This is a genomic window from Dysgonomonas sp., from assembly GCF_035323175.1.
GTDB lineage: Bacteria > Bacteroidota > Bacteroidia > Bacteroidales > Dysgonomonadaceae > Dysgonomonas.
The window spans coordinates 256,734-282,627 of record NZ_DAOKYH010000002.1 but is presented as its reverse complement, the minus strand read 5'-3'; the positions used below and the strand labels follow the sequence as shown (position 1 = coordinate 282,627).

Annotated in this window: 20 protein-coding genes; 10 read left to right on the top strand and 10 right to left on the bottom strand. The window is 37.4% G+C overall.

All coding sequences use genetic code 11. From position 1 onward, the window contains the following. Window positions 1–6: 6 nt before the first annotated feature. The 5 genes from PKC55_RS04260 to PKC55_RS04240 are packed head-to-tail and all read right to left on the bottom strand — an operon-like array spanning window position 7 to window position 3,995. The gene (locus PKC55_RS04260) at window positions 7–921 is read right to left on the bottom strand and encodes an ABC transporter ATP-binding protein (protein WP_291125603.1); all 915 of its coding nucleotides are present in this window, start codon (window positions 919–921) and stop codon (window positions 7–9) included. A 3-nt stretch (window positions 922–924) separates the two neighbouring features. Further along, window positions 925–1,128 (bottom strand): winged helix-turn-helix domain-containing protein, encoded by a 204-nt coding sequence (locus PKC55_RS04255; protein WP_291125601.1) that lies wholly within the window; start codon window positions 1,126–1,128, stop codon window positions 925–927. Window positions 1,129–1,139: 11 nt separating this feature from the next. Then, a complete protein-coding gene (locus PKC55_RS04250) occupies window positions 1,140–2,039 on the bottom strand; it encodes an HlyD family secretion protein (RefSeq protein ID WP_291125599.1) in 900 nt (299 codons plus the stop codon). 59 nt (window positions 2,040–2,098) lie between these two features. After that, entirely contained in the window at window positions 2,099–3,364 is a 1,266-nt protein-coding gene (locus PKC55_RS04245; protein WP_291125597.1) for a TolC family protein, read from the bottom strand. Window positions 3,365–3,374: 10 nt separating this feature from the next. Further along, window positions 3,375–3,995, bottom strand: coding sequence for a TetR/AcrR family transcriptional regulator (locus PKC55_RS04240; protein ID WP_291125595.1), 621 nt, complete (start codon window positions 3,993–3,995; stop codon window positions 3,375–3,377). A gap of 375 nt (window positions 3,996–4,370) precedes the next feature. Between PKC55_RS04240 and PKC55_RS04235 the strand changes: the two genes are divergently transcribed. From PKC55_RS04235 to PKC55_RS04220, 4 genes are read left to right on the top strand one after another with little or no spacing between them, the layout of a single operon-like run. After that, on the top strand, window positions 4,371–4,877 hold the full coding sequence (locus PKC55_RS04235) for a GFO_1088 family ECF-type sigma factor (RefSeq protein WP_291126478.1): 507 nt from the start codon (window positions 4,371–4,373) through the stop codon (window positions 4,875–4,877). A gap of 1 nt (window position 4,878) precedes the next feature. Beyond that, window positions 4,879–5,307, top strand: coding sequence for a PG0215 family putative anti-sigma factor (locus PKC55_RS04230; RefSeq protein WP_291126480.1), 429 nt, complete (start codon window positions 4,879–4,881; stop codon window positions 5,305–5,307). An 11-nt stretch (window positions 5,308–5,318) separates the two neighbouring features. Further along, the gene (locus PKC55_RS04225; protein WP_291126481.1) at window positions 5,319–5,804 is read left to right on the top strand and encodes a DUF6108 family protein; all 486 of its coding nucleotides are present in this window, start codon (window positions 5,319–5,321) and stop codon (window positions 5,802–5,804) included. Between the two features lie 4 nt (window positions 5,805–5,808). Next, window positions 5,809–6,648, top strand: coding sequence for a hypothetical protein (locus tag PKC55_RS04220; protein ID WP_291126483.1), 840 nt, complete (start codon window positions 5,809–5,811; stop codon window positions 6,646–6,648). Window positions 6,649–6,744: 96 nt separating this feature from the next. Here the strand turns inward: PKC55_RS04220 and PKC55_RS04215 are convergent, their stop codons facing one another. The 3 genes from PKC55_RS04215 to PKC55_RS04205 form a co-directional block, all read right to left on the bottom strand. Then, window positions 6,745–10,254, bottom strand: coding sequence for a bifunctional proline dehydrogenase/L-glutamate gamma-semialdehyde dehydrogenase (locus PKC55_RS04215; RefSeq protein WP_324371998.1), 3,510 nt, complete (start codon window positions 10,252–10,254; stop codon window positions 6,745–6,747). 174 nt (window positions 10,255–10,428) lie between these two features. After that, entirely contained in the window at window positions 10,429–11,013 is a 585-nt protein-coding gene (locus PKC55_RS04210; RefSeq protein ID WP_291126033.1) for a hypothetical protein, read from the bottom strand. 73 nt (window positions 11,014–11,086) lie between these two features. Beyond that, window positions 11,087–11,707, bottom strand: a complete 621-nt coding sequence (locus tag PKC55_RS04205) for a Crp/Fnr family transcriptional regulator (RefSeq protein WP_291126031.1) — start codon at window positions 11,705–11,707, stop codon at window positions 11,087–11,089. Between the two features lie 182 nt (window positions 11,708–11,889). Between PKC55_RS04205 and fusA2 the strand changes: the two genes are divergently transcribed. Continuing rightward, a complete protein-coding gene (fusA2, locus tag PKC55_RS04200; protein ID WP_291029584.1) occupies window positions 11,890–14,049 on the top strand; it encodes an elongation factor G2 in 2,160 nt (719 codons plus the stop codon). Window positions 14,050–14,128: 79 nt separating this feature from the next. Here the strand turns inward: fusA2 and PKC55_RS04195 are convergent, their stop codons facing one another. Then, entirely contained in the window at window positions 14,129–15,517 is a 1,389-nt protein-coding gene (locus PKC55_RS04195) for an aspartate ammonia-lyase (protein ID WP_291126029.1), read from the bottom strand. A gap of 186 nt (window positions 15,518–15,703) precedes the next feature. Here PKC55_RS04195 and PKC55_RS04190 point away from each other — a divergent pair, with 186 nt between their 5' ends. The 4 genes from PKC55_RS04190 to PKC55_RS04175 all read left to right on the top strand — a co-directional run bounded on the left by PKC55_RS04190 (window position 15,704) and on the right by PKC55_RS04175 (window position 21,794). Further along, window positions 15,704–16,159, top strand: a complete 456-nt coding sequence (locus PKC55_RS04190; protein WP_291126027.1) for a DUF6769 family protein — start codon at window positions 15,704–15,706, stop codon at window positions 16,157–16,159. Between the two features lie 93 nt (window positions 16,160–16,252). Beyond that, the gene (locus tag PKC55_RS04185; protein ID WP_324371990.1) at window positions 16,253–17,488 is read left to right on the top strand and encodes an efflux RND transporter periplasmic adaptor subunit; all 1,236 of its coding nucleotides are present in this window, start codon (window positions 16,253–16,255) and stop codon (window positions 17,486–17,488) included. A gap of 17 nt (window positions 17,489–17,505) precedes the next feature. Next, window positions 17,506–20,604, top strand: a complete 3,099-nt coding sequence (locus PKC55_RS04180; protein WP_324371988.1) for an efflux RND transporter permease subunit — start codon at window positions 17,506–17,508, stop codon at window positions 20,602–20,604. Between the two features lie 17 nt (window positions 20,605–20,621). After that, window positions 20,622–21,794 carry a TolC family protein gene (locus PKC55_RS04175; protein ID WP_283686342.1) on the top strand — a complete coding sequence of 391 codons (1,173 nt, stop codon included), beginning with the start codon at window positions 20,622–20,624 and terminating at the stop codon, window positions 21,792–21,794. Between the two features lie 82 nt (window positions 21,795–21,876). Here the strand turns inward: PKC55_RS04175 and PKC55_RS04170 are convergent, their stop codons facing one another. Then, window positions 21,877–22,704 carry an ROK family protein gene (locus PKC55_RS04170; RefSeq protein WP_303891701.1) on the bottom strand — a complete coding sequence of 276 codons (828 nt, stop codon included), beginning with the start codon at window positions 22,702–22,704 and terminating at the stop codon, window positions 21,877–21,879. A gap of 164 nt (window positions 22,705–22,868) precedes the next feature. Between PKC55_RS04170 and PKC55_RS04165 the strand changes: the two genes are divergently transcribed. Continuing rightward, window positions 22,869–25,697: a triple tyrosine motif-containing protein gene (locus tag PKC55_RS04165; protein WP_414647309.1), complete on the top strand. Its 2,829-nt coding sequence runs from the start codon at window positions 22,869–22,871 to the stop codon at window positions 25,695–25,697. The last annotated feature ends 197 nt before the right edge of the window (window positions 25,698–25,894 follow it).

Sequence of the window (25,894 nt, the reverse complement as noted above, 5' to 3'; positions counted from 1 at the left end):
TTTCGTTCATTGTTTTTCGTTTTGAGCCAATAGCATATAACAATCTTCTATAGTTGGTTTTATCTCGTGTATGTCAATGCCTGTATGTCCGCTGTTTGCCAGATATTCATTCAGTTCATTTATCGAAAAATCTTTATTTACTGTGATATGGTGTACTTCTCCAAACGCAAAACATGTTTTTATCATACTATGATTTCTGAGGTCTTTTAGGAGTTTATACATATCATCAGACTGTACAGACCATAATATCTCGGGATATCGTTTTATTATATTCTGTGGTGTTTCTACATCGAGGAAAGACCCGTTTTGAATAAGAGCTATGCGATCACAGAGCTTAGCTTCGTCCATATATGGAGTGGATACAAGTATCGTAATATTTTGCTCCTTTAACATCTTAAGCATATCCCAAAATTCTTTCCGCGACACAGGGTCTACTCCTGTAGTGGGTTCGTCCAAAAATAGGACGGCAGGCTTATGTATCAATGCGCAGCACAATGCCAACTTTTGTTTCATACCGCCGGATAGTTTTCCTGCTTTTCGATCCTTAAAAGGCTCTATTTGTTGGTATATATCTTTTATCAGGTGATAATTTTCCTGTATGGTTGTATTAAATACCGTAGCAAAAAACTCTAAATTCTCTTCCACGCTTAAATCCTGATAGAGCGAGAATCTTCCCGGCATATAGCCTATTCTGTTCCGTATTTCTTTATAGTCTTTCACAATGTCCAAACCATCTACCTTTGCATTGCCACTATCTGCAAGCAGCAAGGTAGTAAGTATCCTGAAAAGGCTTGTTTTGCCCGCGCCATCGGGTCCTATAATGCCATATATCTCTCCTTGCTCTACATCGAAGCTTATGTCGTTGAGAGCCTGTACAGATTTATAGCTTTTTTTTATATTTTGAACTGAAACAGCTTTCATATTTTATGTATTCAATTCAATGTATAAGTCATCATCTTTCTCCACATAGTTGATCTTGTTTTCTTTAGATAACCATCCAAGAGCCAGATAAATATACATTTCTCTATAGCCTGTTATTACCTCGAGATCATGTATCGTAAGTATCCCTTTTTCGGCAAGCGCATCACAAATAAGTTTGGTGTCACTATTTATCAGCTCTTTCAACATAGCTTTGTGTTTTAATTCAATTTTAATTCTCCGTACATTCCATACTTTAGGTATCCATCGTTCTTTACAGCTACTTTTACGGCATATACCAAGTTGGCTCGTTCGTCACGAGTCTGTATTGTTTTAGGCGTAAACTCTGATTTATCCGATATCCAGGTTATAGTCCCTGAATATTCTTTCATTTCTTTCTCTCCAAAATCTGCATATACTTTTACGGCTTGTCCTATTTTCACTTGTGTCAACTGGCTTGCAGTAATGTATGCCCGAAGGAACATGTGTTCGATGTCTGCTACTTTAAATAAAGCTCTTCCCTGTGTTGCAAGTTCTCCTTGTTCTGCATATTTAGACAGGATAGTCCCATTGATAGGGCTACTGATAATAGATTTCTGTATCTGATCATTTATTTGAGCTACCTGCACTTCCAGCCCGGAGCTTTGTTCCGATATGTTTTTGTTCGAATTTTCTAATAATTCCGTTTGTGCAGTTAACTGCCTTTCAAGAACAAGTATCTGTGCATTTATATCATCTAATTGCTTTTGGTTTGCAGCGTTTGCCTTTACCAAGTTCTCGAATCGTTTCTGCTCGTTTTTCTGGGTTGCAATTTGTTGCTTTATAGCTGCTATCTGTCTGGGTATATCTACACGCCCGCTCTTTACTGCACTAGTATTAGTTAGTAATTGCATCTTTTTTAGATATAATTGTACGGTGTCTATATACCCGAGAGGCTTTCCTTGTTCTACTTGTTGCCCTTCAATGAAATTGAGCTGCATAATCTTTCCGTTTGCTTCGGCTGATACAATTACCTCAGTAGTCTCAAAAACGCCGGATGCATCATAGTCTCCATTTCCTTTTCCACAAGCTGTAAGCAAGAGTATGATGCTTGCATAAACTATATTTTTTGTTGTTTTCATATATTATTTTTCATTTGATGTAGAGAAAAGAGTATATCATTGTTTCTTACGCTTTTTGTTCAATTGTTTGTTGTATATTTTAAGTTGTAAATAGCTTGGAGCAATTCTATCTCATGTTGTATTCTGTCTTGCTTTGCAAGATCTTCTGCATTTACATCACGCATGAGGTCAATGATGGTTGATGTTCCGTTTGCAACCTTTGCTTCAGTTGCTCGCTTTACATTGTTGCGAAGGATGACTATATCGTCATCATATTTTAGCAAGTCTTTATTCTTGTTTATTTCGTTTTGTTCTTGAGAGCTTTCTAAACTTGTATTGAAAAGGAATGTTTCTCGTGAAGTTGTAATATTATCTTGATTCGTTTCTATTAGTTTTTTATCGTTTTTTTGTGTGTACAAGCTTCCAAAGTTCCAAGACAAACGTATTCCTCCGATGTAATATGCCGAGAAATCATTATTGAGCATATTCAGTGCGGGTTTTCCATACCCACCTGTGAGAAATAGTCCCAATTTGGGCATGTAACCGGCTTTTATTGCTTTCTTCTGCGTTTCTAGATTTACTAATTGTGCGTCGAACAACTCCAGCTCAGGTCGTTTTACTTGCGATGATATGGTCAAATTGTCCGCATTCGGTTTTGGCAAGATGATGTTTTCGTTTAGCTTTTGCCCGATAAGAATACCTAGCATGTCCAAGTATGCTTTTTTATTGGAAACGATCTGCGCCTTATTTTGTACAGTTTTCAGTTGCTCCACTTTTATCGCATCCAAGTCTGATTGATTCGCTATTCCGTTGGTTATATAGCTTGATATCAAGTCAAAATTTCGTTGTAACTCTTCTTGCAAAAGAGCGTTCTGCTTCAACCTTGCATCGAGGAGTAAGATGCCAAAGTACATTTGATTTACCTGATAGACTATCTTATACATATCAACGTCCAGCTGTTTTTGTTCAGCATAGGATGATGCTTTTGTGATATCTTTTTTGCTGCTTATTACGCCTCCGTCCCATATCGTTTGGGTAACATCTATTGTAGCAGAATACTGATCTTTGCTCAGCCCTTTGATATCTATGCCCTGAATATCAATAGGAATTTTTGTCACTTCCGATTGATAAGAGGCTTTACCCGATAATGAGAATTGAGGTAAATAGCCTTTTCCGGCATTTGAGAGATTATACTCTTTCGACCGCTCAATCAACCCGTACCGTTTTATAAGCGGATAATTTTCTTTTGCCATTTGCTGACATTGCTCTATGGTAAGTGTGCTTTGAGCAAAAGCCATAGCAGAAAAGAAAAGCGAATATGTGATGATGATTAATGATTTTTTCATAGTGATTCTATTATTCATCTATTTGAAGCATCATTTTTATCCATTGTGGAATTAATGCTTTTCGTTCTTCTATAAATATTTCATACTCTTTTTCTCCGAAAGGAGCATGCAGGTTCATTAATAAAGGCTTTCCTACGATAGGAAAAATGGACATGGATACTATATTTATAAAAATCTGAAGCGGGGTTACTCCTTTTATCTCTTTTTTGTCTATTTGTTCTTGTATCTGTTTAAATAGGAAATTATTTGCGATAGATTTTCCTTTAAGTCCCACATTTTCTATTATTTTGTGAGGATTGGCTTGTATTTCACTTAGTACAAATAGGGGTAAATTCGGATTCTTTGAGATAGAGTCTATATAGCGTGCGACAATCATGTCTATCTTATCAGAAAGATTAATATCTTCTGCATTTACAAGATTTACTATTAGTCCAAACATTTCTTGTAAGCTTTCTTTCATAATTATATCAAAGAGCTTTTCCTTACTCCTGAAATAATAATTGAGCAGGGCAAGGTTTATTCCCGCTTCTTCTGCTATGTCGCGTGTTCGGGCTTGCCCATATCCTTTTTCATGAAATACTTTTCGGGCTGCATTTTTTATTTTTTCTTCTGTCGAAATATCTTTTTCCATTTTGTGATGTATTCCTTTTACTTCTTAATCGAGCTGCAAACATAAATTAAAATATTGATTTAATCAAATGATTAAATATTATTTTTAAATGCTCTAATCAAATTCTTTTAATTCGTCGGTTGTAATGTTTTTATAAATAAATTTGTCTTATATAAGTAAGTCGCTTATAAAAAAGTAACAGAAAAGTGACAAGTAAAAAGAGTGAAATATGTGTCACTTTTGTCACCTTTTTATTTTTAATTTCTTTGTATGCTATTGTATATGTGTTTGTTATGTTGATTTTTTGGCAAGGTGATAATTGAGGCGTTTTTGGTGATATAATTAAAATGTTACTTTTTATGTTACAAATTTCAGTGTGGTTCGTTATCTAGATACATGGAGTTAGAAAAGTTCAAATCGGATGTTGTACCTCTACGCAACAAGCTGCAGAATGTTGCAAAGAATATGCTGGCTAATGAGGTAGATGCTGAGGATGCTGTTCAGGAAACCTTTTTGAGGTTATGGAATCAGCGATCTCAGTTGAGCAATCATCCTAATGTTGGTGGATTTGCAATGCAGACGTTGAAAAATATATGTATTGATAAGTTGAGGGCGGAGAGGCATAATGTTTCGCTCGATGGTATATCCATTGCCGGAAATTCGATAACTCCATATACATTTACTGAACAACAAGACAGTGTGTTGATCATCAGGAATATTATCGACTCTTTGCCCGAAACTCAACGCCAAATTATAACATTGCGAGATGTAGATGGATATGAATTGGGCGAAATCGCAGCAATTATAGGCTCTGAGGAAAGTACAGTAAGGGTAAACCTTTCGAGGGCACGTAAGGCTGTTAGAGACAAATTTTTGAGTATGAATAATGTAATACGAAAATAGGATGAGTGATATAGATTTGCTTTTAGAAAAATACTTTGAGGGGCAAACTACCCTGGAAGAGGAAAGTATCTTACGAAATTATTTTCGTCAGTCCGAGATCGAAGATCGGCATAAGGTATATGCACCTATGTTCAACTATTTTTCAGCAGAAAGAAAAGAGGTTGCCGTAGAAAAGAAAAAGAAGAAAATACCTTTTTATCTATGGATAAGTGTTGCCGCAAGTATATTATTGATAATCGGCATCAGATCATTCAATTCAGTATCGGTTGGCAATGATATGGGCGGAACATTTGTATATGTTGATGGTAAGAAAGTTACGGATGAGGCAGAGGTCAGTGTTGCTGCACTCAATTCTATTCGCGTTGTATCAGAAGTCGATAATGATGTAGTGAGCAGCCAAATCGGGATTTTGGATTCTTTTACTGAATAAATTAGAAAATTATGAAATATAAAGTGTTGATGTTATATTGTTTATTGCAGATTGTATCCATGTCTGCTTTAGCACAAGATCACCTGAATATAAAAAGCATATTTGACAAATATGGCAAACAAGAGGGATCAGTGCTCGTACAACTATCGTCCGACATACTTTCACAGGGCAGTAATATTACTTTTTACAAAAGCCTCATTATGAATAATGATGTAGCCAAAGAAAGAGATGTTCTCAATCTCCTGAAACTTGATATCGATAAAAATGTGATAGTATCGGAGGTTAAGAAAAATGGAAAAGTGGAGTCGGGGACATATTATGTCGGCAAAGACAAATTGGGCAAAACAGGTGAATATATTTTGTATAAGAATAAACCTGATAAGATAACAATCGTTTATCTGAAAGGGAACTTCCCACCCGCAAGGCTCGATTTGGAGCTAAAAAAATTGAAAGATCTTTTTATTTATGTGAATGATAAACGTTTAAAAATACAATAGTAATATGAAAAAAATAGTTGCGTTCTTAGCTTTTTGTTTTGTTGTAATATCCGCAAATGCCGATGAGATTGTATTGCAGGATACGATAGTAAAAACAGTACAGATCATAAAGGAGATAAATAGGAATACAGGGGATACCGTTATTGTTTCTACGACAGAAACTCAGGAGTTAATACCGAAGGAAGATAACGAGAGCAGTGTTCTTTACAATGGATCGACCTACAATTTTATCTTTTCGTGGAATAAACGAAAAAGCTTGAGTTCTCACTGGACAGGATTTGGTATGGGATTTATGAACTATAGTGACAAAGATATTCCTTTCGGAAAATTAAAAATGAGTAGCTCTCATAATTTCACAGTCAACCTTTTCGACTTTCATAAGCAGATAGGGAAAACCAATTGGTTATTTGTCAGTGGAATAGGAACAGAATGGTCTCGTTATCATTTTGATGATAATGCAGCATTGACTCAAGTGAATGGCGTTACGTCTTTTGTTCCTGCTCCGGAGGGTGTTAATTATAAATCGACAAAGCTATTGGCATATTACATAACTATTCCTCTCTTGTTGGAATATCAGGTATCAGATTTTCATATATCCGGTGGGGTAGTGGGCTTCTTCAAATACTATTCCAAATCGCAAGTTAAATATTATGAAAACGATAAGAAGCAAGTCGTGAATATGGGGCGCGATCTGAATATACGTCCTATAGATATGAGATTGAGGTTGCAAGTTGGGATAAGAGATGTTAGTGTATATGGTTACTATGCTCCATTCTCGATGTTTGAGAAAGATAAAGGGCCTGATCTGAATACTTACACTATTGGCGTTATGCTAGGTATATAATAGAGATTGATTGTTTAGTCATTCCTAATGAAAAAAGAGCCCTTTAACCTAATAACCTAGGTCGGGGGCTCTTCTCTTCATTCAAAAAAATTGGACTTATTTATTATCTTCACCAAAGATGCTGCCGTAACGATGGTATTCGTAAGCAATACTTTGTTCTTTCAGATAGTGCAACAGTTCGATACGCCCTTCAATTAATGGCTTGTCGGATGCAATATGCTTTCCTAATTTTGCCACTTTCCGATAGATTGCATCAGAAAGGTCTGGAGTACAAGTGCGGACACGTTCGTACGAATCCATTTCTTCTACAAACTTTTCTTCGTCTTGTATCTTGATGTGGACACCGGACAGCATGCTTGAAGCTTTTTCTATAGCCTCTAATTTTTCGTCGCTACCCGAAATGCTAACTACAACAGGAGTTCCCGATCTGTTGGAAGCTAACAAGATTAACAGGATATCGCACAAAGAGTCAGATTCTTGTATGCGCAAACCTATACTCTTGAGAGGTAAATAGCGGAAGAAGTTTTCTTCACCATAAAGATTATTAACATCTCTAGCTTTCGAAAATTCATTTAGCCACGCTTTTGAATAACTGTCGTAAGCAAAGTTTAGGCGAGCCTTTTCTTTTATGTCTGCCAGAAGATCACCTATATTGTATTTATATTCAGATCCACCCGTTACATCTTTCTCTGTGAATTCGACAAAGCATGATACATAATTAGGACCTCCTGCTTTGATACCTCCGCCAAAGGCAGAACGTTTCATTCCTCCAAATGGTTGACGGTTTACGATGGCTCCAGTTATGCCTCTGTTGATGTATAGATTTCCGGCTTCAATGCTATTTTTCCAGAGATCGTGCTCTGCTTCATCCAGACTTTGCAATCCGGCAGTAAGACCATACTCTGATGAATTGGCATAATCTATTCCTTCTTTCAATCCGTCTATGCATACAACAGATAATAGAGGGGCAAACAACTCATTCTTAAACGTAAAGCTACCCGGTTTAACACCCCATTTTACAGTAGGCTTGAGTATATATTTCTTATCATCCAAAAACTCCGGAGCAACGAGCCACGATTCGCCCGGTTCGAGATTGTTGATGGCATGCATTAACTTATCGTTGTCGTTAGTTATCATTGGGCCTACCATATTCATCGTATCCCATACACTACCTGTACGCAGGCTTGTTACAGCATCTCGAAGTTTCGATTTGAAGTTCTCGTCATTGTATATTGTTTTGTCTACCAGGAATAGAGAACATGCGGAGCATTTTTGTCCTGCATTTCCGAAGGCCGATGACACCACATTTTGTATGGCATGATCCTGATCACCATTCGCCGTGAGTATGATTGCGTTCTTACCGCCTGTTTCTGCCGATAATGGAGTCTTAGGGCTGTTTTCCAATAGTCGGAATGCTGTATCAGTACCTCCGGTAAGTATTATATGTTTTACAGAAGGGTGAGCGGTCAGATAGTCTAACGAAGAGCGATCTGCACTGCATACAACTTGTAGTGCATCTTTAGGTACACCCGCATCCCAGAAGCATTTTGCAAACTCCCATGCTATTGGTAGTGCTACTGTAGCAGGCTTTAGGATGACTGTATTTCCTCCGGCTAAAGCAGCCGCAACGCCACCTACAGGGATTGCAAGGGGGAAGTTCCAAGGTGGAATCACCAAGATGATACCCTTCGGTTTGTACTCAACAGTACTTAGTACTGCAAAATGCTTCATCGTAATCGGATAAAAACGGCAGAAGTCGATAGCTTCAGATACTTCTACGTCTCCCTCGCCGAATGTCTTTCCGGTGATAGCTGCCATACATCCGATAAGGTCTCCTCGCTTCGCACTTAAATTTTCGGCTACTTGGTGGAGTATCTCATTTCTTTTGTTTACATCCGTCTTTCTCCAGTCCGATTTGTCTTCTTCGGCAATACTTATTATTTCTTTTATCTGATCGAGTGACGATAGATTTGCTTCGCAGAAACAAACCTGATCATTTCGGCTGCGATCATAGTACTTCTTTTTGTGTTCGGTAATAACTTCTTTATCTCCTATCTGAACAGGTACAACAAAGTTTTTGTCGTCTACAAGCGTACCCCATTTGCACAGTGCTTCTAATGCCCATTCTCTATTTGCACCTAAGTCAAGATCGGTGTCGGATTCGTTATGGAATACATTTATATCTACAGGGATAGGTTTTTCTTTCCTATTCTGTGTCCTGAATGATTTTGGAACTATACTATCTTTCAACTTATATGCTTCGAGGAACTGATTGGTTAGGAAGTTCCATTGAGGACTATCAAGCTTCAAGTTGAATGAATAGCTAAGGAAGTTGTCTTTTCCTGTATTTTCATCCAGACGCCGAACGAGATAGGAAATAGCGTTAAGGAAGTGTGCCTTTTTAACTACAGGTGTGTACAGAATGATTTGTTTATTCAAACCTCTTATTACTCGCGGAAGATTGTTTGCCATTCCCTCTAGCATCTCGAATGTGACACAATCGCCAACGCCATTCTTTTCACTGAGCAGATAGGCATAAGCAATACTAAAGAAATTGTGCGATGCCACACCTACATGTAATGCTTTTGCATTTTCGGGCTCTAAAGCGATGTCGAGAATGTGCATATAGTTGGCATCTACTTCTACCTTTGTGGGTAGTATTGGGTTAGGCCAGCCTTTTAGTGAAGATACAATACTTTCCATCTGAAGGTTTGCTCCTTTTACCAAGCGCATTTTTAATGGAGAGCCTCCTTCGGCCACACGCTTTTTCGCAAACTTCAATAAGCGTTCCTGAAATAATCCCGCATCGGGTAAATAGGCTTGTATTACAATACCTGCCATGTAATTCTTGAATTGAGGCATGCTCAATACTTCTTCGAATACATCGAGCGTAAGGTGTGTATCTTTATATTCTTCCATATCCAGATTCACAAATTTAGGTCGGGTTACTCCGTCCTGATCTGTATATGGATAATCTATTGCCTGCTGGTAAATTGTTGCGACTAATTCGCAAAGCTCTTTTTTGTTTTGCTCGTAGCTCAGCGAATGTATTTGAGCATATATGCCTGATAGCTTGATTGAAATATAATTTATATCCGGTTCTTTCAACGCTTCCAGGTAATGTTCGTATCTGTTCCTTGCTTCGCCATCGCCAAGAACAACTTCACCTAATAAATTAACATTCTGTCCTATTTTGGAATTCCATCTGCCTGATAAATGACCTGTAAGTGTAGGGCGTTCTTCCGCTATGATTATTTTATTAGTCTCCTCACGCAATCTTCTATTAAATAAAGGAACTGCTATTCCCGGAGCCAGAGAGCCAAAGTTCATAAAAAGTTTTAGCTGGAGCCGATCGAATGAGCTAAAGAAATCAGGAACGCCATATTCGTTGATAAGCTCTTTCATTCGCTTAACAACAAGTTTTTTATCTCTTATCTGTGACGATTCGTCGAGCATTTTAGATAAGACAGTTTTATTAGAAGGGGTTTGAATGAGTGAAGCAAACTTTTTTTGTTCTTTGACTTCCTCGGGGGTTAACTCTTTTTCTGCTCTTACGAGAAAGTCTTTTGCCCATTCAAGGACTTCTTTAGTCGTGATTTTTTCCATAGGTGTATATGCTGTTAACAAGGTTTTATTTAGAAACCTAAAGTTATATCAAAAGCTTGATAAAATGACTCTGATAAGTGAAAAAATATCACAATTTTAAGAGTGGTGGCTATAAAACAATAGAAGGCTCTTAATTAAATAATTAAGAGCCTTCTGCGCGGTTGTGTAGATAAATTATTTACTCCATATTCTGTATCCTATCCTGAGCACGGGTGAGATATCCATATTGGGGATATTGTATTGTACCTGATCAAAATCAAGACTTTTATCTTTTCTCAAATATATATGTATGGCCGGTTGTATATAAAGGTTGCGCCATATAAAAAATTGGTAACCAATCCCGCCTCCAAAATCAAAGCTTCTCATATCCTTTTTAACACCTGTACCTTTTTGCTCAATTTCAAACTTATGAGCCTCTATAAATGTATATATATCGAGGTTCTTCCATATATTATATCCTAAGAATAAACCCGGAGCGGTTTTGTAATATCTTTTAAAGTCGTCGGCTGAATTGTTTATCCCCGCTCTCTCAGCATTGTACGATCCACCATTAATAACGCTAACTCTTACTCTCCATCTTTCATATCTATACCCTAAGGCAAAATGATAACCTCCGGTAAGAAACATGGGAAATAAACTTTCTGCTTCAAAAGCTTGTTTTACTTCATGGCTTTGCTTGTTTTTCTGGGGTATTGTTTCTTGTGCAGATATACTAACTGCCAATCCAAAAAGAATGAATACTATTAATTGCTTTTTCATATTCTGATATTTTAATAATTATGACAAATATCCGGATAGAAAAGCAATTGATTACTCCGCATTTGTTACCAAATTACTCTTTCTTGAAATTCGTATTTCTTATACGGCTTAATGACTTAGGTGCAATTCCGAGGTAATTAGCAATATAGTGCAGGGGAATTCTTTGAAATATTTCAGGATAATTACGGAATAGCTTTAAATATCTTTCTTTTGCAGATAGAGTTTGTAGATCGATACTCATTTGAGTCATTTTTATAAAAGCTTGTTCTGTAAGTATTCTCCCAAAACGTTCGAGAGAAGGTATTTTTTGATAAAGATAAGGCAGATCTTTTTCTTTTATTATCCAGAGATCACAATCTTCAATAGCTTTTATATTAAGATGAGAAGGGAGTCTTTTGAGGCGGCTATAATTATCAGTTACCCACTCTCCTTCAAAAGCCATATCTGTGGTCATCCCATTTCCATTCTCCAGTTCTTTGCAGTATATCAATACACCTTTATTAATGAAGGCTATAAAATTGCAGATCACACCCTCATACAAGAGATATTCATTCTTTTTCAGAATTTTATATTCAATATGGGTACTCAATATTTCCCATTCTTCTTCTGAGAGGGAAATGATAGTTTCGATATAGTTTTTTATTTTTTCGGTATCCATCGATTCATCTATCTCAATATGAGCAAAGGTAAGCAATCGTAGATAATTTATTTTGAATCTTTTGGTTGAAATTCATTATATGCTAACTTTTATAACTAAATAACATACGTTTTTTTGCTATTTCATCAGAACATTTCATTAATTTTGGAAAACATCGCCTCAAAATGGAGGCAATTTGGTAAAAGGAATAATATTAACCATGTAAAAAACATTTAGCCATGAGAACTTACCAAACACAAGAAATCAAGAACATCGCAATTCTTGGTAGTTCGGGAGCGGGCAAAACCACTCTCGCCGAAGCCATGCTCTTTGAAGCCGGCGTCATTAAACGCAGAGGAAGTGTTAAAGATGGAAATACTGTCTCGGACTATTTCCCTGTGGAAAAAGAATATGGATATTCCGTTTTTTCCAGCATTTTCTCTGTGGAATGGATGAACCGAAAATTGAATTTTATTGATTGTCCGGGATCTGATGATTTTGTCGGAAATGTTGTTACATCACTCAATGTAACAGACACTGCACTTATGGTACTTAATGCACAGTATGGCATGGAAGTGGGTACTATAAATCAATTGAGATATACTCAAAAACTTCAAAAGCCTGTTATTTTCATCGTTAATCAACTTGATCATCCTAAGGCTGACTTTGATAACGTTGTCGCTCAACTCAAAGCTGAGTATGGCGAAAAGGCAGTACAAATACAATACCCTATCAATTGTGGCGAAGGTTTTAATGCTGTGATTGATATATTAAAATATAAAATGCTCAGATGGAAACCCGAAGGTGGAGCTCCTGAGGTGCTTGATATTCCGGATGAAGAACTGGAAAAAGCAAGAGAATTAAAACAGAAATTAGTAGAAGCCGCAGCAGAAAATGAAGAGTCTCTGATGGAAAAATTCTTTGATCAGGGAACACTCACCGAAGATGAGATGCGTATGGGAATCCGTTGGGGATTAGTGCATCGTGATTTATATCCGATTTTCTGTGTGTCGGCCGAAAAAGATATGTGTGTGCGTCGTACAATGGAGTTTTTAGGAAATGTAGTTCCTTACGTACGCGATTTACCGGCTCCGGTAAATACAGAAGGAGAAGAAATAAAACCGGATTCGGAAGCTCCAACCAGCTTGTTCTTCTTTAAAACAACCGTTGAGCCTCATGTAGGTGAAGTGTCATACTTTAAAGTAATGAGCGGAAAGGTACATGAAGGCGATGATCTTATCAATACAAATAGGGGCTCTAAAGAACGTATGGGGCAAATATTCGCTCCTGCAGGACAACAACGTACAAAAATAGAAGAGCTTGTTGCGGGCGACATCGGTGCGGCAGTTAAGCTCAAAGATGTTCGTACGGGGAATACACTGAATGCAAAAGGCGTTGATAATAAATTCGACTTTATAAAATATCCTGATCCTAAATATCGTCGTGCAATAAAAGCTGAAAACGAAAAAGATACTGAAAAAATGAATGAAGTATTGCAGCGTATGCGCGAAGAAGATCCTACATGGTTGATAGAAAATTCGAAAGAGCTAAAACAGTTGATCGTATCAGGACAAGGAGAGTTCCATCTTAAAACGTTGAAATGGAGAATTGAAAATAATGATAAGATTCCAATTGTTTTCTCTGAACCTAGGATTCCTTATCGTGAAACAATTACCAAAGCAGCTCGTGCAGACTACCGTCATAAAAAACAATCGGGGGGAGCCGGACAATTTGGAGAGGTGCATCTGGTTGTAGAGCCATATACAGAAGGTATGCCTGCACCTGATGTATATAGATTTAATGGTCAGGAATTTAAAGTGCAGGCACGTGATACCCAAACGTATAATTTGGATTGGGGGGGCAAACTTGTATTTGTGAATAGTATTGTAGGAGGTGCAATTGATGCTCGCTTCCTTCCTGCCATCCTCAAAGGTATTATGTCTCGCTTAGAACAAGGACCGCTAACAGGTTCTTATGCACGTGACGTTCGTGTAGTTGTATATGATGGTAAAATGCACCCGGTAGATTCGAATGAAATATCGTTTATGCTTGCGGGGCGCAATGCCTTTAGTGAAGCATTTAAAAATGCAGGACCTAAAATTCTTGAACCTATATATGATATATCTGTATTTGTCCCTTCGGACAAAATGGGGGATGTGATGAGTGACCTGCAAGGGCGTCGAGCTATGATTATGGGCATGGAAAGCGAACGAGGAATAGAAGTTTTGAAGGCAAAAGTTCCTTTGAAAGAAATGTCTAATTATTCTATTTCACTCAGCTCCTTAACAGGAGGCCGTGCTTCATTTACGATGAAGTTTGCCAGCTATGAACTCGTACCTTCAGATGTTCAGGATAAGCTGTTGAAAGAATATGCAGAAAGCCAGAAAGACGAAGATTAATAGAAAGAAGTTTTTTGTCGAAATAAGAAAAGGAGTGAAAAAACATTTTCACTCCTTTTCCATTTTCTAAAGGGAGGTGTTATTTCACACCCGTCATATTTTCCGGATTTAATATTCTATCCAAATCATCTTTAGATAATATATTCTTCTTCAGTACGAGATTATACACATTCGCTCCTGTTTCCAAAGCTTCTTTTGCTATAGCCGTGCTATTCTCATAGCCTATATACGGATTCAATGCAGTGACGAGTCCGATACTGTTCATAACAAGACTTTTGCAATGTTCTTCATTAGCAGTAATACCCTCAATACAGTTTTTCCTGAGGCAAACCATCGCATTATTAAGCAGGTTTTGCGATTCTAATAAAGTATACGTTATAATAGGTTCCATAACATTCAGTTGTAGCTGACCTGCTTCAGCAGCCATTGTAACCGCAAAATCATTTGCCAATACTCTAAAGCATGTTTGAGAAACAACTTCAGGAATAACCGGATTTACTTTCCCTGGCATAATAGAAGAACCTGCTTGCATCGGCGGAAGATTTATTTCGTGTACTCCGCAGCGTGGCCCTGATGCCAGTATTCTAAGATCGTTACATATTTTGGAGAGCTTTGTCGCTAGCTTTTTCAATGCAGAAGAATAGGCTACAAAACTACCTGTATTTGATGTGGCTTCTACCAGATTCTTTGCAGAGGTAAAATTGAATCGAGTGAGACGTGTCAGGTTTTTAGCACATAATGCGTCATAACCCGGAATAGCATTCAGTCCTGTACCTACAGCTGTTGCTCCCATATTTATTTCGAGGCACAAATTTACGCTTTGTCTCAGAGAAGTCTTCTCCTTCTCTAGAGTCGCAGCGTATGCGTCAAATTGTTGTCCCAATGTCATTGGTATGGCATCTTGCAGATGAGTACGCCCCATTGTTATCACATGCTTCAATTCCTGTCCTTTTTGCTTGAGGGCTGTTATTAGCTCAATCAAGGTGTCTTCTATCATTTCATTGTAAAAGAGAATTCCTAGCTTTACGCCTGTCGGATAAGCATCGTTTGTCGACTGAGAAAGATTTACGTGGTCGTAAGGAGAACAGTATTGATATTCACCTTTTTTGTGCCCCATAATCTCTAAGGCAATATTTGCTACTACCTCGTTGATATTCATGTTGGTTGAGGTTCCTGCACCTCCTTGTAGCATATCACTCGGAAACTGGCCGTTGTAATCTCCTTCTATAACTTTTTTACAGGCTTCTATTATTGCATCGTGAATGTCTTTATCCAAGACCCCAAGTTCATAATTCGCTTCGGCTGCTGCCCATTTTACATAAGCTAAAGCTTTAATGAACTGAGGATAATGTGACAACTTTATTCCTGAAATGTTAAAATTGTTGATTGCCCTTTGAGTGTGTATTCCATAATAAGCATTATCAGGAACAGGCAGGCTGCTAATAAGGTCATTTTCTATTCTACTCATGATGTGATATTTTGAAAGTTATTAAATGGGTATTCGGTTAACAATCGCTCACTAAGTTATATATTTATTCTTAATTAAAATATTTATTCTATTAAAATGTCATATTTTATTAGTTCTAAAGTTATTCGTTATTTTTTTGTGTAAAGAAACGAGAGCTTCTTTACTTAAGTTTTGTATCTTTGTCGTATGAGACATATGAGATTGATCGCTTTGACTCTAACTCTGATGGCTAGCATGTTTATGTTAGCTCATGCTATTATGCCTCATTCGCATCATGATGGTGTTATCTGTTTTTCTCTTGAGGAAATTATGCATCGACATCATTGCTCCGATCAGCAAGACGATACCCATAACTGTTGTGAACAACACAAAAAAGGATGTCATCATCAGACGCATACAGAAGATTGTAATCTTCAGGAATTAATACTTCGTCAACAAGATAATACGCATGATGACATATTGCCATGTGCAAACTGTCTTTCTTTTGCCTATATATTATACTCACTCAATGAGTTTTATTTAGAAGCTCCACAATTTGGGGAACGCTTCAGGCAAAAGCCTTATTTAGTAAGCTATACGCCACCTTTTGTAGGCTCCATAAAAAGCCTGCGTGCACCTCCTGTATCTTATTTCTTAGCATAATTTCTCAAATAGAGAAGTTTGAATTTTTATAGTGACAGTTTCCAAAACTGCCTATAATTGTTTTTTGTTTATTCAAGTTTAAGAAATAAGAATATGAAAAAATATATAATATATATCGCTTGTTTGCTTGCGATGCTTTGGGGGTGCAACTCTAAACAAAAAGCAGACACTCATACAGAACAAAATAAAGAATCTCACGCAGGACATAATCATTCTGAAGAAGAAGGAGCTCACTCTCACGCAGAAGGCGAGGAGTGTGACCACGATCATGCCGAAGAAGAAGATTCTCATGATAAAGAAGCCCATGGAGAAGAAATCGTATTCTCTCCCGAGCAGGCTAAAAAGGCAGGATTGGAAATCGTGAATGTTCAACCTTCTGCATTTCATCAGGTAATAAAAACGAGTGGACAAATTTTATCTGCACAGGGTGACGAGGTTACAATCTCTGCAACTGCCAATGGGATAGTGTCATTTAATAAGGCTTCGTTGAATGAAGGACTAGCCGTACGTGGTGGAGAATCGCTTCTAAGTATTTCTTCTAAAAATATAGTGGATGGAGACCCTATAGCAAAAGCGAAGTCTGCATACGAGATTGCTCAGAAGGAATATCAGAGAGCTGAATCTTTGATCGGAAATAAGCTTATTGCCGAAAAAGAATATAACGAGATCAAGCTGAACTACGAAAATGCTAAGGTTGCTTATCATACTATCGGGCAGAAAACTACAGCTAAGGGCGTGGGAGTCTCAACACCAATAACTGGATTTATAAAGACTAAATTGGTTAACGAAGGTCAATACGTGGAAGTAGGTCAAGCCTTAATGACCGTTACGCAAAATAGACGACTGCAACTGAGAGCTGACGTTTCGGAACGTTATTTTAAAGATTTAGGAGCTGTAATATCCGCAAATTTCAAAACGCCTTACGATAAGACGGTTTATACCCTTTCCGCTCTAAATGGAAGGCTGGTATCGTACGGTAAGTCATCGTCGAATCAAGAATATTATGTGCCGGTCAATTTTGAATTTGATAATATTGGTCAAATAATTTCCGGTTCTTATGTCGAGGTTTATCTCTTAGGACAACCGCGTAGCAATGTTATTTCTATACCTGTATCTTCTTTAATCGAAGAACAAGGCCTGTATTTCGTTTATTTGCAATCTCACGATGATGCTTATAGCAAACAAGAAGTTACTTTGGGAGCAAATGACGGCAATCATGTTGAAATCTTGTCGGGTCTGAAGAAAGGTGACAAAGTAGTAAGTAAAGGAGCATATCATGTCAAGTTAGCTTCTACAGCATCAGCAATCCCTCATGTTCATGAACATTAAATTGAGGAGGAATAGATATGCTGAATAAAATAATACAATTTTCGTTGAACAATCGTTTGATTGTTCTTATCAGTGCTGTTCTCCTATTGGTTGGCGGGCTTTATACTGCTAAGAATATGGAGATAGATGTATTTCCTGATCTCAATGCCCCTACCGTAGTGATAATGACAGAGGCGAATGGAATGGCTTCGGAAGAGGTGGAACGCTTAGTCTCTTTTCCTATCGAAACAGCAGTGAATGGTGCTACAGATGTGCGGCGGGTACGTTCGTCATCTACCACAGGTTTCTCTGTTGTATGGGTCGAGTTCGATTGGGGTACAGATATTTATAAAGCTCGGCAGATAGTAACCGAAAAACTGGCTACTCTAGGTGATGCTTTACCCGAGAATATCGGGCAACCCACATTGGGACCACAATCTTCGATATTGGGAGAAGTGATGATTATCGGACTGACTGCTGACTCTACATCTTTATTAGATCTTCGCACTATTGCCGATTGGACGATTCGCCCACGCTTACTATCTACAGGAGGAGTGGCTCAGGTGACAGTTATAGGTGGTGATATCAAAGAATATCAGATATTACTCGATCCGGGGCGTATGAAACATTACGGTGTTACACTGGATGAAGTGTTGCAAGTGACCCGTAATATGAATCAGAATGCATCGGGAGGTGTGTTGTATGAGTACGGTAATGAATATATAGTAAGAGGTGTTCTGCAAAGTGCCGATGTAAAAGAAATAGGCAAAGCTGTTATAAAGAAAGTCGGCGAAAGCCCTATTCTGATCAGCGATGTTGCAGATGTAAAGATAGGAGCAAAAACACCGAAATTAGGTGTCGCTTCCGAAAAAACAAAATCTGCCGTATTGCTTACTATAACCAAGCAACCGAATACGAATACAATCGAGCTGAGTGAAAAGCTGGATGCTTCTATCGCTGACTTGAAAAAGGGACTTCCTGCGGATGTGAAAATATCAACAGATATTTTCCGGCAGGAACGTTTTATTAATAACTCTATTAATAATGTGCAGAAATCCCTTTATGAAGGTTCTATTTTTGTGGTCATCGTGCTGTTCTTGTTTTTAATGAATGGTCGTACGACTTTCATTTCTTTAATGGCTTTACCACTTTCTTTATTAACCTCTATTCTTGCTCTAAAGCTGATGGGCTTAACGATCAATACGATGAGTTTAGGGGGGATGGCTATTGCTATCGGTTCGCTGGTAGACGATGCTATCATAGATGTTGAAAATGTATTTAAGCACTTGAGAGAGAATCGGAAAAAGCCAAAGGAGGAACAACAAAGCGTGCTTACTATTGTATTCGAAGCATCAAAAGAAGTCCGTATGCCGATTTTGAATTCAACATTAATTATTGTCGCAAGTTTTACTCCTTTATTTTTCCTTAGCGGTATGGAAGGGCGTATGCTTGTTCCTCTGGGGATAGCTTTTATCGTTGCTCTTTTTGCATCTACAATTATAGCTCTTACAGTAACTCCTGTTTTGTGTAGCTATTTGCTTGCAAATAATAAGAAAGATAAGGGAGAAAAAGAATCTGTATTTGTAGTAAAGCTTAAAGCTATCTATGAAAAAAGCTTGCATTGGGCATTAGAGAAACAGAAGATAGTATTGGGAATAACAGGCTTATTGTTGATTTCGGCTATAGCTATTTCTTTCTCGTTTGGGCGTAATTTTTTACCGCCATTTAATGAAGGGTCTTTTACTGTAACTGTAAATACCTTACCGGGAATATCATTAGAGGAATCAGATAAGGTAGGAGCAATGGCAGAACAGGCCATTCTTAGCGTTCCTGAAATACAAACGGTAGGACGTAAAACGGGGCGTGCCGAATTGGATGAGCATTCTTTTGGTGTGAATACTTCTGAGATTGAAGCACCTTTTGTATTGAGAGATCGTCCTCAAAAAGAGGTGTTAGCCGATCTCAGAAATAAGCTGAATGCCATACCGGGAATTAGTGTGGAAATAGGTCAACCGATATCGCATCGTATCGATCATATGCTTTCGGGCACCAAAGCCAATATTGCCATAAAGATTTTTGGAACAGACCTGAATAAATTATTCTCTCTCGGAAATGAGATCAAGTCGAAGATAGAGGGCATAGACGGTGTTGCCGACTTGAATGTAGAGCAGCAGGTAGAGCGTCCCCAATTAAAGATTGTCCCTAAGCGCGAACTGTTGTCAAAATATGGTATCACCTTACCCGAATTTACTGAGTTTGTAACTACAATGCTTTCAGGTGAAGTTGTTTCTCAGGTTTATGATGCAGGTAAAAGTTTTGACTTGACACTAAAAGTTGACGAGAACTATAAAGATCAAGCCGAGAAGATCAGAAATCTGATGATAGATGCTAACGGGCTTAAAGTCCCATTTGCTTATATTGCAGATATATCATCCTCTACGGGTCCTAATACAATCAACAGGGAGAATGCTCAACGTAAGATTGTCGTGTCGGCAAACGTTGCCGGACGAGATTTGCGAAGTGTTGTAAATGAGATTCAGGATAACTTGGATAACAATATTCAGTTGCCTGAAGGATATCATATTGAATATGGAGGACAGTTTGAAAGTGAACAGGCAGCATCGCAGATATTGCTGATCGCTTCTGTTTTTGCGATTCTTATTATCTTTCTATTGCTTTTCAATCAGTTTAGAAGTGTTACACAATCGGCTGTAATTCTTCTTAATCTTCCTCTGGCTCTTATTGGTGGAGTGTATGCTATTCTGTTTACATCCGGAGAGATCAGTATTCCGGCCATTATCGGATTTATATCCTTGTTTGGTATTGCTACGCGAAACGGAATTTTGCTGATGGCTCATTATAACGATTTGGGAAACAAAGGATATTCTGTTAATAAGAGTATATTGCAAGGATCGCTCGATCGTTTGAATCCTATTTTGATGACAGCTTTGTCTTCGGGACTGGCTTTGATACCTCTGGCTGTACAAGGAAGTTTGCCTGGTAATGAAATTCAAAGTCCTATGGCTAAGGTTATTTTGGGCGGACTGCTAACTTCAACCATGTTGAATATGTACATTGTGCCGATTATATACAGAATGCTGAAAAATAGAAAGGCTGTAAAAGAAGAGATTATTTAATAAAAGAGTTATAATTTATGAAACCAATAATATATATTCTTTTGTCGGTGCTGGCTCTCAGTGTACAGGCGCAAGGCTCGTTCGATAATGTATTGAAAGAGATAGAAATGAATAATACAACGCTGAAAGCGTATCGCGAGAAAGCTAATGCCGATAAGATAGGGAACAAAACAGGCATAAATATGGCTAATCCCGAAGTGGAATTCGGTTATCTGTGGGGAAGTCCCTCCGGAGAAGGTAACCGTGTAGACCTTAATGTAACCCAGTCGTTTGATTTTCCTACAGCATATCGCTATAAGACACAATTGTCTGATGGAAAAAACCAACAGGTAGATATGATTTATGATCAACAGAAAGTGGAGATCTTGCAACAGGCTCGCTTAATCTGTGTAGAACTGGTTTATCAAACGAAGATGAACAAGATATTATCGGATCGACTGAAACAAGCCAGAGAACTTTCTGATGCGTATCAGAAGAGTTTTGATCAGGGAAATATCGATGTTTTGGAGCGTAATAAAACGAAGTTGAACTTACTAAATGCTGAGAAAGCGTTGCAGATCAATGAAGTTGATTTGAATTTATCCAAATCTGAGTTGCAACGATTGAACGGAGGGTTGGATATCACAGAATTTAATCGTTATCCAGATTTTACTTTCCCTCTCAATTTTATAGAATGGTTTGCAATAGTAAAGGCTAATAATCCTTCTTTGCGAGTAGCGGAACAAGAAGTTGCCTTAAGTAGAAAGCAGGAACAGCTTACAAGGGCTTTGAATCTGCCTAAGATAACAGCCGGATATGCTAGCGAAAGAGTATCGGGTACAATATTTCAGGGTGTTTCGGTTGGCGTATCCATTCCTTTGTGGGAAGGTAAAAATACAGTGAAGCATCAGAAAGCCCAAACGGTAGCATTGCAGATGCAGCATGAGGATTCTGAGTTACAGTTCAGGAATACCTTGAAGAATCAGTATGATAAAGCAAAGAAATTATCTCTGTTGTTAAAAGAGTATGAAGATGCTTTGAGTGTTACCAGTAGTCAGGATTTGCTTAAAATGGCATTGGATAAGGGACAATTATCCCTTATTAATTACCTATTAGAGTTGTCAGTGTATTATGAAACAGTGGATAAGTATCTGGAAACAGAACGAGATTATCAGCTTGCTGTAGCTGAGTTACAGCAGTGGGAGAGATAAGATATCATTCTTTTTATTTTTGACGGAGTGAAGAATCTATAATTTATTATTCTTCACTTCGTTCTGTATAATGGCTATTAATTTAGCTTAGGGTTGATGCTCCCAGTATAGCAACATCGTCTACTTTAGATGTATATATCTTCAAATTCTTTACTGTTTCGGGATAAGGAAAGCTATCAAGGCTATCCATCATGGCAGGAGCAAAATATTCGTAAGCGTTGGCTATACTTCCGCCTAAAATAATCACTCGAGGGTCGTAAGCAAAAAGAATAACTTTCATCAGGTCGCCTACATGGTGTCCAAATTGGTTCCATAGAATAATGGAGTCAACGTCTTCATTGGCTTTAGCCTTTTCAAAAGCGTCCTTGCCGGAGATGCCATGTACACGAGTGAAATAAGAACTACTGCAATAAGATTCATAGTCATATTCCAGATAAGGAATACATCCGACCTCGCCGGCTCCTGTATTTCCTCCATTGTATAATTTGCCATCGATAATAATCCCTGAGCCTACACCTGTTCCTAAAGCAACAGCTACTAAATCTTTAGATCCGGCTCCTTCTCCAAAATGATATTCACCCAGAGCAAAACAATTACAGTCATTATTAACAAAGACCGGGATATTGAATTCTTTTTCTAGTATTTCTTTCAGATGTACTTCTTTCCAAGAGGGGATATTCATTACATTATATACGATGCCTTTTTCTGCATCAACCACCGAAGGTACACCTATACCTATACTTTCTATTTCAGGCGATATGATTTGATGAAGCATGTCTGTCAATTGCTTTATAACGATGTCTTCAGGCTGGTCTGCTTTGCATCGCTCCGATATTTTTTTTACAATGACACCATTATTAACAACACCCATTCTAACATTGGTTCCTCCTAGGTCTATCCCGATTTTCATGATTTTCTGATATTAATTTTTTATTGCATACAAATATAACTTATGAACTTCTAAAGGCAAAACGATTGAAGACATTATATTGACATCCATCTGAAAACAAAATCCATAAAAAAGTAGTATTTTTGATGTCTTAAATAAGAAAGCTCTTTGTAAATTCAACCTGAATGAATAATTTAATGAAATATATCTTTTTATTATTCCTAACCTTCCTTCCTTTCATTTCAATTTCGGCAAATAAACCACATGTTATCAACCTCTCCAAGAACATGTATAGAGCCGATAATAAAAACTGGTCGATAGCGCAAGACGAAAAAGGAATAATGTATTTTGGTAACGACATAGGCTTGTTGGAGTTCGACGGTGTCGAATGGAAGCTAAACCGTATACCTAATTCTCTAATAGCACGTTCGGTGGCAGTTCTTTCGCATCAAACAATTTTTACGGGAAGCTATGAGGAGTTTGGTAGATGGGATAGGGATATCTCAGGGAAATTAGTCTACACTTCTTTAAGTGATCAACTGGATAAAGCTCTTTTTAAAAATGATGATTTCTGGAAGATATGGATTGCCGAAGATTGCGTTTATTTCCAATCTTTTTCGTCCATCTATATGTACGACTATAAAACAGTGAAACATGTACCTTTCAATGGAGGCTTCTTATTATTATCTAAGGTGAGAAATGAATTCTTGGTGCAGCAAATGTTTGGAGCATTGTATCGCCTGAAAGGTGCTACATTAACAAAGATAGAAGGGAGTGAAATCTTTACGAATACAGATGTTAGGGTTATATTGCCATATTCAACAGATAAATATCTCATAGGTACATCCACAAAAGGAATGTATATTTATGATGGGAGCACATTTAAACAATGGAACTCTGCCATATCGTCTGTATTAAGTTCTGCAGAGCTTAATTGCGGTATATTGTCTTCGAAGGGTGTTTATTTTTTCGGAACTATATTAGATGGTATTTATCAGGTTGACGAAGCTGGTAATATATTAGATCATCTATCTACTATAAATACCCTCCAGAATAATACGGTGCTATCCCTCTATGAAGATAATATAGGCAATGTCTGGGCTGCTCTGGATAAAGGTATCTCTTATATACAGCATATAGAGAATATGGACTGCTATATAGATAAAGGAGGGAAAACTGGTGCTGTATATGGTGGTGCTCTGTGGAATGATAAATTGTTTGTTGCTACCAATCAGGGTGTGTTTTACATAGCTGCTGAAGACCTTAAAAAGCCGGAAGCTCTGTCTAACATGAAACTGATAAATGGAACACAAGGACAAGTCTGGACATTAAAAGTTGTGAATGGAAAGCTATACTGTTGCCACAACAAAGGTCTAAAAATGATAAACAGTAACCTTTCGGTTTCAGATGTGTTTGATATACATACGGGTGTCTACAACATCATGGAAGCAAAATATAAAGAGAAAGACTTGCTTTTTCTTTCTACCTATCAGTCTCTAAAAATTGTAGATCCCGCTACAAATAAAGTCTATGTGCCGAAACAGATATCAGAGCCGATAATTAATGCTGATATTGATCATATCGGTAATATTTGGTTAGAACATGCTAATAGAGGGATTTATAGATGTAAACTCGGAGACGATCTCTCGGGCTTTGAAACATTCTCATATTACGGAGGAAGTAATAAAGATGGCTTCCCATACAAAATGAAAATGTTTAAGGTGGGGGGACGTATTGTTTTGCTTGGGAATAATGAGTTTTATACCTACGATGATATTTCAAATAAAATAGTGCCGAATACAATACTGAATGATTGCTTTAAAAATGTAAAGAACCTAAAGCAAATTGTACATATTCGTGGAAATCTATTTTGGGCACTTACAGATGCTTCGATTTATAAATTCTCGTATGATGGCTATGAGGCATCTATTCTCGAAAGCTACAACCTAGGAATGAACTTATCATTGGTAAACGCATACGAAAATGTGTCTATCCTGAATGATTCATTGAGCCTTGTCTGCTTGGATAATGGGTTTATGATATACAATAAAGAACATGTTGTAAAAAAAGACCTTCAAAATAAATTACCTCTTCCATATTTAAGGATGTTGGGAACAACAAATGGTTATGGTGATTACGAATATAAGAATCTTGCTCAATTAGCTAAGATATCATATAACTATAATACTGTAACCTTTGGCTTTTCGGCAGAAAATGCATTTTCATCTAATTTCTCATTTCAGTATATGTTGCAGGGGGTAGATAATGACTGGTCTCTACCTCAAAAGGTGAATGGTGCTCAGTATGCTCGTCTACCTGAGGGTAAGTATGTCTTTATGGTACGTACGGTAGATAATCTCGGACATTATTCCGAATCTATATCTTATGAGTTTGAAATATTGCCGCCTTGGTATCAGACTATTTGGGCGTATATGTTTTATATTCTTGCTTTTTTCTTTGTTATGTATATCATCTGGATGCTTATATTAAGACGATATAGAAACTTGCATCTTCAAAAGATCAGACATAGAGAAACCCGACGCTTGAAAATGTTGGCCGGGGAGTTGCAGCAAGAAGTGGAACAAAAGAGTGCCGAACTTCTTACTCAAACATCTTTTATTATTCAGAAAAATGAACTCATTTTGAAAGTAAAAGATATCATAGATGATTTTTATTCAAAGAATAGAAACAATGCATTGATTCCGTTATCTCAAAAAATAAATGCCTTGCTCAATAGCAATATGAATACGGAAGATGATTGGAAAACATTTTTATTAAAATTTGAAGAAAAACATACAGGCTTTTTCAGAAAGATGAAAACTCTATACCCTCAGTTAACCAATAATGATCTTAGGCTTTGTGCTTGTTTAAAACTAAATTTGGAAACAAAGGAGATTGCTTCTTTAATGAATTTATCTATTAGAGCCGTTGAAAATAGTCGTTATAGACTAAGAAAAAAGTTAAATATTCTTCCTTCCCAGAACTTAAATGAGTTTTTTCTGAATATAGATTAACTATTGTAATTTATTGTTTGTTATATTATTATGATTGTTTGAGAGGTAAAAGTGAGGTGGTGGTATTGTTAAAAGAGGAGAGGGTGTATTCACGGTGTATTAACTTTTAGAAACACTCTGTCTATAAACTCTAATTTTGACACAAATCTAATATCATACGCACAGAAAGAACAATCATAACTTAGCCGTTACTGGAA